A 15,735-nucleotide genomic window follows, 5' to 3' on the forward strand; every position below is an offset into this window, starting at 1 on the left:
AAATCAAAAGACAACCGAGAACACTGGTTTACCTTAGCATACTGGTATCTTTAACATGAGGAGCCGTGTACGGATCCGTACGCACGGTTCTGTGGGCAGTCGGGGCTAACCGCCCCACTGACCCGATGCATCTTATTTCTTATCTATCTTTATCTTAATCGCAATGAAAGCTACCCCAGTATTAATAAGAATAAAAGCACACGACAAAATGTTTTTATTTGGCTTGCCAGTCAATACAAAGCCGTGATTGCTGTGAGCCTTCTCACAACCATGGCGGCATCACTGTATTATATTGTCTTTACCTATTTAGTGAACTATCAAATTACTGAGCTTAATATATCTGAACAAACCGCCTTTTTAATTAATAGCCTCACTTTAGTATTAGCCTGTATTTTCTATCCTATCTTTGGACAACATGCTGATAAAATTGGCGCTAAACGACTTTTTTATATCGCTGCAATTTTGTTTTTCCTTTTGACCATTCCAATAATTTATTTGATTCAAACAAAGTCTCCAACATGGGTGTTTTTGGCAATCACCATCTTAACTCTGCTGATGGCAGCCATTCAAGGTGCTATCTCACCATTGTTTGCTGAAGCATTTGATAGTCAATGGCAAACAACAGGGTGCGCACTTTCCTATAGCATTGGCAATGGCATCAGTGGTGCCGCCCCTCTTGTAGCACTATCACTTGTACACATTCATCCAGTATACGGTTTAAGCATTCTCATTATGGGATTACTCTTTCTTGGCGGTATTGGACTATTGCTCATTGGACGCATTAAACATTTGAAAAAGCAATTAAGTTATCCAGTGAGCGTTAATTAACTAAGCGCTTGTGCAAGATCATCAATAATATCCTGTGGATGCTCACCACCCACACTTAAGCGAATAAGGTTTACTGGAATATCAGCAATATCACGTCCAGACTCTCCTTGCTGTTGATGCGTTGATATCGCAGGAATCGTTGCCACTGATTTAATGCGTCCTAAGTCCGTTGCTCTAAAGATCATTTGCAAACGACTTAATAGTGATTTAGTTTTCTCCAAATCACCTTTGACTAAAAAGGATAATAAGTGCCCATAGCGATTTACATGCTTATCTGCATCCACCAAAGTAAAATATGACCGCGCTAAATCATGCTGAGGGTGATTTTTAAGTCCTGGGTAAATCACCTTTTCAACCATCTTATGATCGTTTAAAAAATTCGCCACCGTAAGTGCTGTTTGCGACAACTGATCTACACGCATACGCAAAGTGCGCAGTTCAGACAAAGTAAGAAGCGAACTCATTGCTGACAAACACGCACCATTATCACGATTTGGTAATAGCTTAAGATATGATGCAAAGTCTTCTCTCATCTCATCAAGCAAATAAGCTCCGCGCATATTCGCTCGACTAATAACTGCACCTCCTATCACCATTCCAGAAGCACTTATAATTTTTGACAGCGAATGAATGACAATATCAGCGCCATATTGTAAGGGTCTTAATAAGGCAGGTGTTGCCAAAGTTGCATCAACAATTAATGGAATATCATAACTTTGGGCAAGATTGGCTAAAGATTTAATATCGCAAATGGTTAAGCTAGGATTTGAGGGAATTTCAATATAGATAAAACGTGTTTGCTCATCAATTGCCGCCTGCCATATATCAAGTGCCGAAGATGCTGCCACCCAACGAACCTCGCGCCCCTTTTCAAGCTGACGTACGCTAAATTGTTGAAATGTTCCAACATATACTTGGGAGCATGCAACAAAATTGGCGTTTTTTGCATTTGCCAGCAATGCATCCGCCACTGCCGTAATAGCTGCCATCCCTGAGCTCATCACACAACAAGAAGCCTCTTGTGATGTTTGATAGGACTCTAATAAAGCAAGCGTTGATTCTAAATAATAAACACTTGGGTTATGAATGCGTGAATATGCCCAACTTGGAATTTCATAGGCTAGCGCTTTTTGTAACTCGTCAGCACTGGAAAATGCCTGCGCTGTGGTCATATAAACCGGCTCAATAATTGATCCTTGATTTAACATCGCTTCATGTAAATCATAGATACCATGCGTAGCAATCGTATCAAATGACTTGGTTGAAATTGTTTTATAGGCTTTCTCTCGTGCGTTGATAAGCGCGGCTATTTTATCCCTATCCACAAACTGATCTCCTTATATATTGATTATTAAAGCGTCTCCTGCTTAATAATTTTAGGTGTAATAAAAATCAACAATTCTTTGTTTTCAGAGCTATTACTAACACTACTAAATAGCCAACCAAGTAATGGAATATCACCTAAGAAAGGGACTTTGCTTTTTGAGTGTGCAACTGTCTTCTCGTAAATACCACCCAAGACGACAGTCTGACCATTCTTAACCATAAGTTTTGTCTCGATTTCACGCTTATCAAGCGCGGGCTCGCCAGAAGATCCCGTTGTGCCATCAGTTGATGGCGCATCTTTTTTGACTGTAACATCTAAGACCACATGACCATTTGGCGCCACTTGTGGTTTTACTTTAAGCTCAAGTACCGCTTCTTTAAAAGCAATGCTGGCAGCCCCTGAGGCACTGCTCTCATTATAAGGGATCTCTTTACCTTGTTTGATATAGGCCTCTGTATTCTCAGCAACGACCAAATGAGGCGAGGATACAATCTTAGCATCGCCTTCGGTTTCAAGTGCTGATAACTCTAGACTCAAATCAATACCGCCAAACAAGCCACTAAATGCTAAAGTGGCATTGGTTGAGCCTTTCTTCTCATCAGATGGTCTTAAGTAATTCGGCAAAATGCTAATCGTACTGCCTTTTTTATTGTCTGCAGTATAACCAAGCCCTAAATCAAACGCTGACTTTCTAGAGACTTCAACAATACGCGCTTCAATGAGCACTTGATCGACCGGCTCATCTAAACTTTCAATCATCGAGCGCACCGAGCTAATATAATCTTTGGTATCAGTAATCACAATGGTATTAGTGCGCTCATCAGTAGCAATTGATCCACGTGATGATAAAAATCCAGACTTCCCTGCTTCAATTACTTTCATCACCTCTTCTGCTTTAGCATAGTTAAGATGAATATACTCGGTAACAAGTGGTGCTGCTGCCTGATTCGCTTTTTGCGCTGCAGCCGCTTCTTGATCTTGCGCTGCAATTTCTGAATTAGACGCGATATATAAAATATTACCCATCAAACGCTTTCCAAGACCTTTGGACACAAGAATAATATTTAGCGCCTCTTCCCATGGCACTTGAGTCAAATTTAATGAAACATTCCCCTCAACCCCCTCACTAACGACAAGGTTAAGACCTGCAAACTGCGCCATTGTTTGCAATAACGCGCGCACAGAAACATCCTGAAACTTTAACGATATCTTCTTATTAACATTAAAACCATCGACCTCTGTTTGTTGATTGGTTAAATCAACTTCAAGCATCTTATCCGTCGTTTTACGGGTGAAGTTAAACGGCACTGCTGTATGAATAACAATAACGACATTATTGCCTTCTTGTGACAAATCAATCGAGTTGACAATCGTATTAAACACGGTTGTATCAATATTATGCAACCAGTAATCAGCAATGCGAGTATTTTTCAAAGTAATCAATAATGCGTTTTTATGCTCTGAGAACTCGACATGTTGTGGTTGTTTTTTCCAAAGAAGCTTCAACACACCGCCATTATTTAATGAACGCTGATAGCGAATATCATCAATATAAGCTTCTGAACTATTTAAATTAACTTTACCTGCTTCTTTAATTGATGCTAGTACGTCTTTCTCAACAACTGCTTTTTTGGCAATTGCTGTAGATAAATTGCTAGGTGAAGCAACCTTAGTTGCAGCAGAAATTTTAGCGGCATTTTCTAAGTAATGCGCCATATCCAAATCAAGCGTAACTTTACCAAAATGCAACGTATCCGCCGCAACAGGTGCCGCTATCGCACATGCTAAGACACATGCGGTTAACCTTAAGACGCTTGCCTTTAATAACATATCATTCCGCCTGATCTAACTTTAATACGGTATTTACTTTGAGCCATTGCCCCTCTTTTCCTTTCTTCCTTTCATCAATCTCCACATACTTTGCCGTAATTTTATCAACGCGTCCATAATCGCGACCAATATAATCGCCAACTTGAACGATATTTGCATGTCGATTTTTTACATTGGTTATAATAGCCCAAAAATGTCCACTTTGCTCGATAACACCGGAAAATTTAAGGTTTTCTAATGGAATTTTCTCTAGCGGGGTCTTGCGACGTGCTAAATCTGGCTCATATTGTTTATCATCAGCGATCTGCGTTGGCGTCTCTTTTACTCTAAGCTTTGCTGGCGTGTCAAATGGATTACGCAATCCCTTTGTATTCATGGCTTGAGTTTTAACCATTTTAAGCTCTGGCAGCGGCTGTATTTTATCAGCCAAGGTTTGCGCATTAGCCTTCTCAACAAAAAGTACCAAATCTTTTGGCGCGGCTAAGGCTGAATTTGCTACGCCAAAAGCAACAATAAAGAATACAGCACGAGCCAACATTTACGCACCCTCCTTGCCCGGTTTCGCTTTTAGGCTAAAGGTTTGTAAATTCATACTCATCTGCAAAATGCCATTTTCACTCACAGTGTTATAAGGAACAATACGATAGTTTTCAATCAAAATAATTCGTGGTAATGTTTCAAGCTTATTAACAAAATTCGTTAGCTGCTCAAAAGTTCCATCACACGCAAGTTGAATATTCAGCACGGCATAATTATCTTTATAATCCAGCGGTTGCGGGTTTAGCACTTTTACACGTAAGCCATTTTGAAATGCCAAATCCGATAATTGCTCGATCAATTGTGGCAATTCACTATCGGTTGGTAAGGCTTGCAATGATGCATTGAATTTATTTTGCAAGATCTCTACTTGTTGCTGTAAAACAGGTAATGATTTACTGCGCGCAATATTTTTAACCAGCTCATTTTTATATTGTTCTTCCAAGGCAAAAGCATTTGTTCTTTCCTGATAACGCATACTCACAACCGTTGAGTATCCCAAGAGCACAACCAAAAGCAAAACAATCGCTGATATAATCAACTTCAACCATAAGGGTTGCATGCTGAGTTTATCTAGCAACAAAATGAGCTTTTTTTTCATTTTGGCACCTCCTGCTTAACACTTATTTTAAAAGCATTCTCAGCACCAAAACCAGGCTTGCCAATTAAACTGATATTCGCCAAAGTAGGTCGATCAAACTCAGGTGAATCTTCCAAAGCACGCATAAACTGCGCCACTGATTTACTATTCTCAGCACGCCCTTCTAATACCAGTTCGTCTTTATTTTTTTCGATACTAATTAAGTAAGCAGTATCTGGCAAGGTTTGCGATAACCCAAACCACACACCTAACACTTTTTGCCGTTCTTTTTCTAAATTATTCAACAGCTCAATTTTGCGAATGAGCTCTAGCTTTTCTTTTTCAAATTTTACCAACTCAGCATTGCTCTTCAAAAAATTGATATTCTGTGTCCGCAAATACTCATTACGTTCGTATTGGTTAGACAAACCCTCTGATGCAATAACAAGCCAAATAAACGTAATGATCACACCAATAAGCACGACAAAACCAAAATCAAGTGCCAAAGATTTTAAATGCTTTTTCTGACGCATTTCACGCCATGGTAAAAGATTAAAATGATGCATCAATTCACCTCCGGTCGCGTTGCCAGAGCAATGGTTAATAGATATGATGCTTTGTGTGTGATATTCGCTGCTGCTTGTGGGTTCCCTAAATGTGCAAATGGATCTAATACCATCACATCTAATTGCATCATATCTTTAAAGCTGGCAATGATATTATCTATCTCAACACGATCACCATATAACACAATTTTTTGCGGCTTTTTACCACGGTTAGATACTTCAAACATCTGCATATTGCGCATTAACCAAGCATTTAATGCATTTAAGTACTCTGCTTCACTTAAGCCCGCTGAAATTGTTTTCTGCTCAGAAAGGTAAATTTGATTTTCATCTAGAATGTGTAATTTAAAACGTTTAAAGTTCAAGCAAATCAGTGCCCAACAGTCTTGTTTTTCTTCCGGATAAAAAATCTCAACAAAACGCTGCAACACGTAATTATCAATATCGATAATCTCAAGATGTAACCGACATATTTTCGCTAATTGCTCATATTGTCCAATTTGATCTTTATGTGCCGCGATAAACAATACTTCTTGTTTGCTAGAATTAGTATTTTCTTCTTTTTTTTGCACCTCAAAATCATAAAAAGTTTCTTCCGGTGGGTAGGAAACGTGCTTGTTAAAATCTATCACGATCTCATCATGAATTTGTGCCTCAGTTAGTCCCTCATCAAAGCGCAAACGCTTACTAATAACATTCGCACCATTAATGACAAAGGCTGCTTGTTTATGCTTAATCTTATTGCGTTTTAAAAGTCCTAGTAAGCTCTCTGCCACCTCAGCAAAGTCAACGATCTGTCCATTTTCAATCATACCATGCTCAAGCTCAGCACTATCAGCTGCAATCAATTCATAACCTTGATTTTTTTTTCTTAAGACAACAATCCGCAGGAAATAATCTGACCAATCAATGGCGACCAATCCTTTGCTTTTCAAGCGTGTCATCATATAAGAAAGCGGCATGCTCATTCGTCCTTTTAACTTCAACTTCTGACAGTATAGCCAAGCTTAAAGCAAAAAACAGCGTCAATACTATATTTTGTAGGGTTTTAAAAGATATTCACCACTTTCATAACCCGACAATTCAACCAGGTCTGTAATTTTACGCTTACCCGCTTTATCTCGCGCAATAAATACAATCAGATCAAGTGCTTGTAAAATAAGCGTTCTAGGTACTGTAACCACCGCCTCCTGAATCAAGTCTTCAAAACGATAAGGTGCTGACTCAACGCTATTGGCGTGAATCGTGCACACCCCGCCAGGATGCCCTGTATTCCAGGCTTTCAACAAATCAAGCGCTGAACCATCTCTTACCTCACCGATAACAATTCTATCTGGGCGCATCCTTAATGAGCCTTTAACTAGGTCACGCATTGTTACTGATGTTGTCGTTGTCATCGTCACCAAATCATCAACTTCCACTTGAAGTTCAGGCAAATCCTCAATCACTAAAATACGATCTTGACTGCCTTGCAGCTCTGCTAATAACGCATTACAAAAAGTTGTTTTACCAGAACCTGTGCCGCCAACAACGACGATATTTTTGCGCTCAATAACCGCACGCCTTAAGCCTTCTGCTTGCTCGTGTGTTAAAGCGCCTTGCTCGACATATTGATCTAAAGTAAAAATCGCAATGGCACGTCTACGAATTGAAAAACATGCACGATTCACTACTGGCGGTAACCAACCTTGGAAGCGTGCTCCTTGAAAGGGAAGCTCTGCTGAGACTTCAGGATGCTCATCATTCGCAACATGATTCTTAAAAGATGCAACAAGTTTGACAATATTCTCACTTTGCTCCGCCGGAATATAAATATCAGTTGCCACTTTACCTTCACCGATACGCTCATAATGCAAGCGACCATCTGGATTTAGCATAATCTCAATGATTTTTTCATCATAAAGATATTCCATCACCTCTTTACCAAAGGCAGTTTTTAACATATTTAACTGCCGCTCTTCAATCAATGCTCTTTGTATCATAATTTTACTGCCTTACTCATAATCTGTGACTTATTAACCAGTCCATAGTAGCGACTATCGAATGAATGAGGATTTGCAACACCTTGCATAAAGTAGTTATCTTTAGGTATTTTTCCACAAAAATCAAATACCGGCAGTGTGTTTCCTTTACCATCTGTTTGATAGATTTTGCCAATCCACTGTTCATTAATATAGACATTTTGTGCTTTTGTGCATAAGAAATCCCCTGGAACACCGACTATTTTCTTTAAAAGCGGAACATCCTTAGGTAACCATTCTCTTGCCAAAATATAATCTTCCGTTTGCGCATTAGGAGTAAACACCACATTGTCGCCTTTGTGATAGCCTGATACCGGATAGGTAAAATACCAGCCTTCGGGCATGCTTGGCGTCAATTGTTGAATAAACCCAATATGTAAGGCTTTTAACAGCCACAATAAAGCATAAAATATCGCTAAAACAGCAAGAATCTTATATAAAAATGTAAGCCTTGCCACAGTGTTATCAATCTTCTTTTATTTTGCGAATGGTGCTATCAGAAATACTCTTATTAACATTGGAGGCATCAGAAACCTTATCTTGTTTCTTACCAGCCATAGCCCCGCCTTGCACCGTTGTTGAGACGTTGACATTAGTACTTCCTCCACCTACTGAGCCTCCGCCAGTAACAACTGTGGCACCTGATTGGACGGATCCACCCATTGCCGTGCTCGATCCGGCAACACCATGCATTGAAGAAGCAGCTCCGACCGATGAGACGGATACGGAAGTTGATTGCGCAGGCTGATTAACCACAACATGCGCTGCTGCAGGGGATGACATATTCTGGAAGATATTACCACCTGGCTTACCAACGGCTTTAGCAAGATAATTTGGCAAGGTATAAATCAAGATCAACAAAATAAAGGAAGTAAAGAATAATGCCAATGGTTTTTCTAGACTTGTGGAATCACTAATCGCTGTTATTTTTAAGCTTTGGAATAATGTAAATGCTACACCCAGAATAAATATCACAGCAAGCAACCTCACTCCCGCTCTTAATAAATGTTGTATTGACTTATAAAATAAATCCTGTATTGGCTTAAATACACCAAGCGGCACAACAATAAGCGACAATACTGCCACGAAATAAAATAGCACGACTGAAATAATAATCTGCGCACCAATGGCAGCAAAGATAAGTAAAAGCCCCATGCCCAACACCAGATAAAGCATGGACAGTCCCATGTTAAATGTCCCATATTGCACAGAAATCTTAAGCATCGACACGCCCGCTTTAAAACCGATCCCCCACAACTTTCCTGGACTATATAACAAGGCTTGGGATTTCTCAGGTGCTACGATATAACCCACCTTTATAAAGGTTGCCAAGATCATTTGCAGCAGTTCAGGGAAATATTTGACAATGGTAAAAAACAAGCCAATTTTAATAATCTTAACAATAAGATTACCGACACCTTCATCTTGCTTAATAATCCAAACAAGTCCAAAAATCACAAGCTCAAGACTGGCAACAATTGCCAAAAGTGCTAATGCAGAACCTTGCAATGCACTAAATTTCGCATTGATTTGCTCGATAAAGCCAAACTGGATTTTATCAAGTAGCTGTGTTCCTAACACACTGGTTACATCTGCCATATCTTACCTATTGGTTACCTTGGGCATCATTGCCTAAAATTTTCGCAAATGGATTCTCAACTGGGCCACCACTGCCATCACCACCTTCAAACTGGTCTGCCGTTGGGTTTTGACCAACATCTGCAAAGAAATCTTGTTTTGATTGCCCATCATCTTGCAACAACTTATCAAACACCTTAAGCCCTTTAGATGTTTTTTTGTTCATATCCTGTAATAGGCCTTGATTACTATTGTTTGTACTATTATTTGTTGAATTGGTTGTATTATTAGTATCACTATTTGAGCTATAGGGATTATTGTAATTATTACTACTATCCGACGAGCTATCATAGGCAAAGACATGCGCACACAAAGCCATTGACATCAAAACAACGCACAAAAAACGCATTATTCACTCTGCCCGTATGGTGGTAAATAAGTATCTTTAGTGACTAATACTGAGAACTCTTTACCGGAGTTAATGGTAATTGTCGGTTTTAAATTCATTGCCCTATCGGTAATCTTACCACCCACTTGTGTTGCAGTTTGTCCTAAACTTTGCAATACAGAGTTCTGCGCCACATTACTATAGTTTGGAACAAATTGACCATCAACATACTGCCCTGTTTGACCCTGAGAAGCCACTTGAGCCGCCACCGCAGGCACATTAAAGACGGTTGACAAGGCTGCAGCACCAATTAACTGACCCCAGTGATTATTAACTTCATCTGTCAACCCTGAAACGCCTGAGTCATCCATACCTTGCTGGTTTGGTAAGATAATGGATGTACCATCTGGGCGAATTAAACGAATAAACTTAACCTGCACACTGGTATCACCATAAACCGTACTTGAATTATACTGCCCAATCAACGAGCTTCCTCTTGGAATTAACAGTACCGAACCTGTTAATGTATCATAAACATCTTTCGCAACACGCGCGACAATAGTCCCTGGCAGATCCGATACAATTTTCGTCTGCAAAATGGCAGGAATGGAATTGCCAGCCATAATTACATTATCTGAAATCGGCTTTTGAATGGTATTCTCATTGGTAATGTCTTTTGCCGTTAAGCCACCTTTCATAAAGTTTTCACGCTGTTCTTCAGGTGTTTTAGCCGCCTGCTGTCCATCTTGCTTGGCTTTATCTTTATCCTGTCCATCTTGAGGAATTGGACGCGGCGCACCACCACCAAAGAAAATTGGCGCATTCATCGCCTCGCGATCCATGGGTGAGTAACTTGGTTCTGCTGGCTTTTGCACAGATCTTGGCTGATTTTTCAAACTATTAATTTGTGTTTGCAACTCTTGTAGTTGCGAGCGCTGTTGATTAATCATACGCTGTAGTTCTGGGTTTTCTTGTTGCACCACTTTAACAGGCTGATCCATCCCTAAACGCTTACGAATCGCTTGTGCATCTTTATAACTGGATAGTTCATCAGAGACTTTGAGGCTTGCTCCTGAAGCATTCGCGCTAAGATCAGAACTATTCATGCCAGTCGAGCTTTTCTTTGGTGCATTAATCGAAAAAATAAATGCCACAATAATAATTAAAAGCAACCCGCCACCAACAATAGTGATTAACTTTTTGTTTAGCTCTGATGATTTTGGCGGTGACGCCCTTAATCCCAGTTTATCTTGTTCTTTCTTAGCCATAATAACCCTTGATTATGCTTACTTTTGTGAAATCTCAACAACTGTTTCACCTGACTGCTTAGTGCCTACTTTTAAATAGGCATTTTTAATAACCGTGTCAATCACCATATAGTCACCCTTCATGCGCCAGTTAAAGTTTGCTGTGCCATATTCACCATCATTTGATTGAACAAATGGCACTGGCATTGTTGCATTACTAACTACCACCTCATGCGGAAACTTAATAAAGGTCTGATGTCCTGAGCTAAATATCTGCTCTGGATACCATTTTGGTGTGTCACCTTTTAACATACTCCAATTATAGTTGAAATTCATATTAGATAAACTCAAGTCAAGACCGCCATCTTGCTGTGGTGGTGGCAATAATTTGCTATCGCCATCGGACGCATTCATATCACCTAGATTACCACCATTAAATCCTTGAACCATCGCGCTTGGATATTGCCATTTAACCGATACCATTGCTTGATCTTGATCCACTGATTTTAAAATCAAATGATAGGTGCGTTTATTCGTTGTGATAATCATTGAGTTAGTTAGATCTGATTTTTGCGGCTTAATCAAAATATGCCAACGTAAGTCTTTACCTTCACCACTATAGGTTGAAGCGATCTGCCAACGAAGCGTATCACCAGCTGCTTGTGAGATAATTTTCTCACCCAGCTCAAACACCACATCAGTAATATTCAAAGGCGCGGTATAAATCGTATACATCGCCCCTGGCATGTAGCTATAAGTCATCATCGCATTAAAAAAGTCGCTTTGATCAGGGAATTGCTGAGCATCTTTGTTAGCTTCAGCAACTGCTGCTTCTTTGGTCAAAACTGGCTTTTGCGCTGCTTTCTCAGCTTTACTATTTGGCACAGGACGAAGTTGCCCTGGCATTGGTACTGGAATATACTCACGCACTACCTTGGTCCCTGCGGCATCTGCAGGTTTTGCTTGCACAAATTTACCTGAGTCAATGTCACCTTGATAACTATTTGTCGCACAGCCTGCCATTGCAATTGCAGTAAGTGGTAATAAACGGCTAATTTTATTTAATTTCATTGACTTGATCCTTTTTCGCTAAATGAGAAGAAACCTATTTTTAAACCCAGTGGGTTAATGACCATTTGATTTAATGTCTTAGGCGGGAAGCTTGGTGAGAAAGTGAATATACCACTATATGTTTTCACACTCTCGACACCGCCATCTTTATTGTATGTCGTTGACTGGAAGGTCACCTCAAAGCTATTATTGCTCGCCTCATTGGCATTGGTTACCACCGTCGTAATTGTTTTATCACCAACAAGCTTTAATGGGTTAATCGCTTGATAAACCTGCTTTAATTGGTCTTCTGCCCGACCTGATACCGCAAGTAATGCTGACTGCCACTGACGATTAAGAACGACTGGATCCAAAGGAATCTCAGTAATATTTTTAATAAAATCACTGACAAATGCAATTTTTTGCGCGACCGTCGGCGTATAGCTCTGTGATGCAGTTTGCACGTTTACTACACTTTCCTGCGGCTTAACCTCAGCAACATAAACGTACATTTGCTGGCGGTTTGCTTCAATAATAATCGCAAGCAATAATAAGATACAAACGATCAAAATAGCAATTGCTGCCATCATCCAATTGCGCGCTTGTTTTTTAGCACTACCAATGCGCAGCTCCCACTCTTCATAGGCTTTCTGATAGTCTGTTTTCTGCACTTTTTGTGCCTTTTGCGCTTTTTGCGTTTCTTGTATTTCTTTTTCCATCTACAATAACCTTTCAATTGCTAGATTTTGAATATAGATTCCTAAAGGATTAATTTTCACCTGCTCTTTCGTTGTCAACGGTTGATGCCCAAACTGTCCAGAAACAACTAGTATTGCCGTACCTTTTTTATCAACCAACTCACCGCTGAAATTTAAATCATTCATCGTAAATTTATCAAATGTTGCTGCTTTGAGCTCACTCTGTGAGATTCCAGCAACACCTTGCTTTAATGCAAGCTGTGAGGCTTCATCTAGGAAATTGTTATAAATACCACCTGATTGATCGCTGATTAAAAGTGATTGAATAAACCCCTCTAACACTGTTTGACTAACGGTATAATTAGGACTCAAAAACTCAGGCGGGGACTTTAAAAAACCTTTACTTGTGACCTGTTCAACCAATATTTTATACGGGATTGAGTTTAAGTAACCCACTAAAATCAGTGATAAAAAAAAGCTTAATCCCGCCCCACTAAAAAAGACAACACGCCAAATATACGCTTTATAAATCAGCTGTCCAATCGGTTTGTCAAACAACTGATTTTGCTTCTGAAAGGGTGTAACCACTTCAGTTTGACGATAAGACTGAACTTCTTTACCAAAAGGGAAACCACTAGGTTGCATCTACGTCCCCCTTATAGTGTTCTTTGACAATGTCATATGCCCAATCAAGACCTCTGCCATGCAAGTAACTTTTTAGGAAATAATCATAACCCTTATGTTGCGCCAAAATCTCTCTAATGTGCTTACGATCCTCAGGGCGACTCACTGCACAAAAAGTCAGAGCTATAGGCCCTAAGCCTAGATCAAATAAGCAATTACCTTTATGTGACTGGAAATAATACTGCCGCTTTGGCATTGCATGAGCCAGAATTTGCACTTGCCTTAAGTTAAGTCCAAGCGACTCATAGCCTTGTGAAACCGCAGGTTCCATCGCGCGATCATTTGGTAAGAAAATACGTGATGGGCAAGACTCATTAAGCGCTGACACTAAGGGTGATTTCACCGCATCATCGACTGATTGTGTTGCAAAAATCACTGACACATTAAGCTTTCTTAATGTCTTTAACCATTCTTTAATTTTTGAGGCAAAAATTGGATGATCTAAAAATAGCCACGCCTCATCAAGGATCATTAAACTAGGTCGACCATCAAAGCGCTTCTCGAGAATATGGAAAATATAAGCTAGCACAGGGGCGATAATATTTGGCATTGCCATCAAGCGCTCCATCTCAAAACACTGCCAATTAGCATCACTGAAGTGCTCTTCATCACAATCGAGTATCTCACCATATGGACCACCCAACACATAGGAGTCAAGTGCCATTCTTAACGCTCTATCCTGCACAAAAGAACGAAGACCTGTCAGTGTGCGCTGCTCTTTTGGCACCTCAGATAAGTTCATCAAAGCAAGCCAAACGGTTTCTTTAACCTCAGGTGTAATTTCCACCTTTTCATTTTCTAAAAGTCCAAGCACCCAATCATGTGCCCAAACTCGTTCAGTGGTTTCATCAATCTCGGCTAATGGCTGGAATACCAAACCGCCTTTACCGACATCACCTACTTCATAGAAATGACCTTTAACCCCTTGCGTTAATGCAAAGAAACTACCGCCTTTATCAAAAATAAATACTTGCGCGTTATCATAACGCAAAAATTGCGCTGCCATTACGTTCAACAATACGGATTTACCCGCACCAGTTGGCCCTAAAATCATTTGATGCCCAACATCACCAATATGATTAGACAATCTAAATGGCGTATTACCGGCTGTACGCGCATATAACAATGGTGGCGCTTTTAAATGCGCATTAATCTCAGGTCCTGCCCACACTGCTGAAAATGGCAATAAATGCGCCAAGTTTAAACTATGCATCAATGGCGTACGCACATTGGCATTTGCTTGCCCAGGAATCGATGATAACCATGCTTCAACTGAGTTAATCGTCTCTGACACAGTGACAAAACCAAGGCCGTTGACAACCCGCTCTACTTCACGCTGCTTCTCATACACTTTATCTTTATCGGTATCCCATACGGTCACTGTTGCCGTGTAGTAACCAAATGACACTAAGTCATCAGAAAGCTCAGATAGCGCCTCATCGGCATCATTGGATTTTTGTACAGCAGCACTATCGACCATCGCACTTTCGCTTTTTGACATCACTTCTTTTAAAATTGTCAATCCGCCTTTGCGCTTAGCAAACCATTGACGCTTATAACTTTTAAGCACTTTTTCGGCATCGGTTTTATCCAATGGCAAAAATCGTGTCACCCAACGGTATTGTAAAGGTAAATGATTTAAGCCATCTAAAATCGCAGGCACTGACGTTGTTGGAAACCCTAAAATAGAAATCGTTTTCAGATAATACTTACCCAACTTTGGCTCAAGTCCACCAAGAAGTGGTGTATCCGCTAACACCCCATCTAAATAGCTTGGATTATCCGGTACATTGACTTTATGTGCGCGCTCTGAAACGCAATTATGTAAGTAACTTAATGTTTCTTCATCACTTAGCTCAGCAATTTCATACATGTAATCCTGCATGATGTCATACAGTTGATTAACCGTTGCTGAGAAATAGTTCATAAGCTTCTTATAACCGGCATCATGCTCATCATCACCCTTCTTCTCTTTAACAAAAAGACCTGAAAGCTTAGAAACCGATTCTTTTTGCGGCAAATATTGAAAGGTTAAAAAATATTCACTCTCATAGTTCTCGCCTTTGCGTTCAAAAAGATCCTTGCGCTCAACATCGATTAGCCAACTCACTGGATCAGGGAAATAGTTCTCTGAAGGGTAGCTCATTGCTGCTTTGCGTCGCGCCTCAACATATAGCGCCCAACCAGAGCCTAAGCGCTTTAAGGTATTATTAAGTCGCGCGGTAATGGATACCAATTGTGACTGCGTTGAAGATTCAAGATCGGGTCCTCTAAACGCAAATGTTTTTTGAAACGAACCATCTTTATTCAATATCACGCCTTTATCGACAAGCACAGCCCAAGGCAATAAATCACTTATTCTGTCAGGCTTCTTTCTATACTCTGCGATATTGAACATATT

Annotated in this window: 16 protein-coding genes; 1 reads left to right on the top strand and 15 read right to left on the bottom strand. The window is 40.0% G+C overall.

The features are described 5' to 3' along the window. The first annotated feature begins 141 nt into the window (after positions 1-141). Entirely contained in the window at positions 142-828 is a 687-nt protein-coding gene (locus DNJ75_RS07635; RefSeq protein WP_267897272.1) for an MFS transporter, read from the top strand. On the opposite strand, the gene DNJ75_RS07640 is transcribed toward DNJ75_RS07635, so the two are convergent. The 15 genes from DNJ75_RS07640 to trbE all read right to left on the bottom strand — a co-directional run bounded on the left by DNJ75_RS07640 (position 825) and on the right by trbE (position 15,732). Beyond that, positions 825-2,153 carry a trans-sulfuration enzyme family protein gene (locus DNJ75_RS07640; RefSeq protein ID WP_224742343.1) on the bottom strand — a complete coding sequence of 443 codons (1,329 nt, stop codon included), beginning with the start codon at positions 2,151-2,153 and terminating at the stop codon, positions 825-827. The two genes, DNJ75_RS07635 and DNJ75_RS07640, sit on opposite strands and share 4 nt — an antisense overlap. Before the next feature lie 26 nt (positions 2,154-2,179). Next, entirely contained in the window at positions 2,180-3,985 is a 1,806-nt protein-coding gene (locus DNJ75_RS07645; protein ID WP_117002860.1) for a type IV pilus secretin PilQ, read from the bottom strand. 1 nt (position 3,986) lies between these two features. After that, positions 3,987-4,523: a pilus assembly protein PilP gene (locus DNJ75_RS07650; RefSeq protein WP_117002861.1), complete on the bottom strand. Its 537-nt coding sequence runs from the start codon at positions 4,521-4,523 to the stop codon at positions 3,987-3,989. Next, positions 4,524-5,123, bottom strand: coding sequence for a type IV pilus inner membrane component PilO (locus DNJ75_RS07655; RefSeq protein ID WP_117002862.1), 600 nt, complete (start codon positions 5,121-5,123; stop codon positions 4,524-4,526). It lies immediately after the preceding gene. Beyond that, positions 5,120-5,668, bottom strand: coding sequence for a PilN domain-containing protein (locus tag DNJ75_RS07660; protein WP_117002863.1), 549 nt, complete (start codon positions 5,666-5,668; stop codon positions 5,120-5,122). The genes DNJ75_RS07655 and DNJ75_RS07660 overlap by 4 nt, the downstream gene beginning before the upstream one ends. Further along, complete coding sequence (gene pilM / locus DNJ75_RS07665) at positions 5,668-6,630, bottom strand: type IV pilus biogenesis protein PilM (RefSeq protein WP_157968261.1); 963 nt, start codon at positions 6,628-6,630, stop codon at positions 5,668-5,670. Before pilM ends, DNJ75_RS07660 begins: the two co-directional genes overlap by 1 nt. A gap of 69 nt (positions 6,631-6,699) precedes the next feature. Continuing rightward, on the bottom strand, positions 6,700-7,650 hold the full coding sequence (gene trbB, locus DNJ75_RS07670) for a P-type conjugative transfer ATPase TrbB (RefSeq protein WP_117002865.1): 951 nt from the start codon (positions 7,648-7,650) through the stop codon (positions 6,700-6,702). Then, on the bottom strand, positions 7,647-8,147 hold the full coding sequence (gene lepB / locus DNJ75_RS07675) for a signal peptidase I (protein WP_117002866.1): 501 nt from the start codon (positions 8,145-8,147) through the stop codon (positions 7,647-7,649). The genes trbB and lepB overlap by 4 nt, the downstream gene beginning before the upstream one ends. Before the next feature lie 7 nt (positions 8,148-8,154). Next, positions 8,155-9,288 carry a type IV secretion system protein gene (locus DNJ75_RS07680; protein WP_117002867.1) on the bottom strand — a complete coding sequence of 378 codons (1,134 nt, stop codon included), beginning with the start codon at positions 9,286-9,288 and terminating at the stop codon, positions 8,155-8,157. 7 nt (positions 9,289-9,295) lie between these two features. After that, complete coding sequence (locus DNJ75_RS07685; RefSeq protein ID WP_117002868.1) at positions 9,296-9,676, bottom strand: hypothetical protein; 381 nt, start codon at positions 9,674-9,676, stop codon at positions 9,296-9,298. Then, complete coding sequence (locus DNJ75_RS07690; RefSeq protein WP_117002869.1) at positions 9,676-10,923, bottom strand: TrbI/VirB10 family protein; 1,248 nt, start codon at positions 10,921-10,923, stop codon at positions 9,676-9,678. Before DNJ75_RS07690 ends, DNJ75_RS07685 begins: the two co-directional genes overlap by 1 nt. Before the next feature lie 18 nt (positions 10,924-10,941). Next, the gene (locus DNJ75_RS07695) at positions 10,942-11,973 is read right to left on the bottom strand and encodes a TrbG/VirB9 family P-type conjugative transfer protein (protein ID WP_117002870.1); all 1,032 of its coding nucleotides are present in this window, start codon (positions 11,971-11,973) and stop codon (positions 10,942-10,944) included. Then, complete coding sequence (locus DNJ75_RS07700) at positions 11,970-12,671, bottom strand: type IV secretion system protein (protein ID WP_117002871.1); 702 nt, start codon at positions 12,669-12,671, stop codon at positions 11,970-11,972. Before DNJ75_RS07700 ends, DNJ75_RS07695 begins: the two co-directional genes overlap by 4 nt. Next, positions 12,672-13,295 carry a hypothetical protein gene (locus DNJ75_RS07705; protein WP_117002872.1) on the bottom strand — a complete coding sequence of 208 codons (624 nt, stop codon included), beginning with the start codon at positions 13,293-13,295 and terminating at the stop codon, positions 12,672-12,674. It abuts the gene before it with no gap. Then, positions 13,285-15,732, bottom strand: coding sequence for a conjugal transfer protein TrbE (trbE, locus tag DNJ75_RS07710; protein ID WP_117002873.1), 2,448 nt, complete (start codon positions 15,730-15,732; stop codon positions 13,285-13,287). The genes DNJ75_RS07705 and trbE overlap by 11 nt, the downstream gene beginning before the upstream one ends. Between the last annotated feature and the right edge of the window lie 3 nt (positions 15,733-15,735).

The sequence above is a fragment of the Cysteiniphilum litorale genome (genome assembly GCF_003428165.1).
Lineage (GTDB): Bacteria > Pseudomonadota > Gammaproteobacteria > Francisellales > Francisellaceae > Caedibacter > Caedibacter litoralis.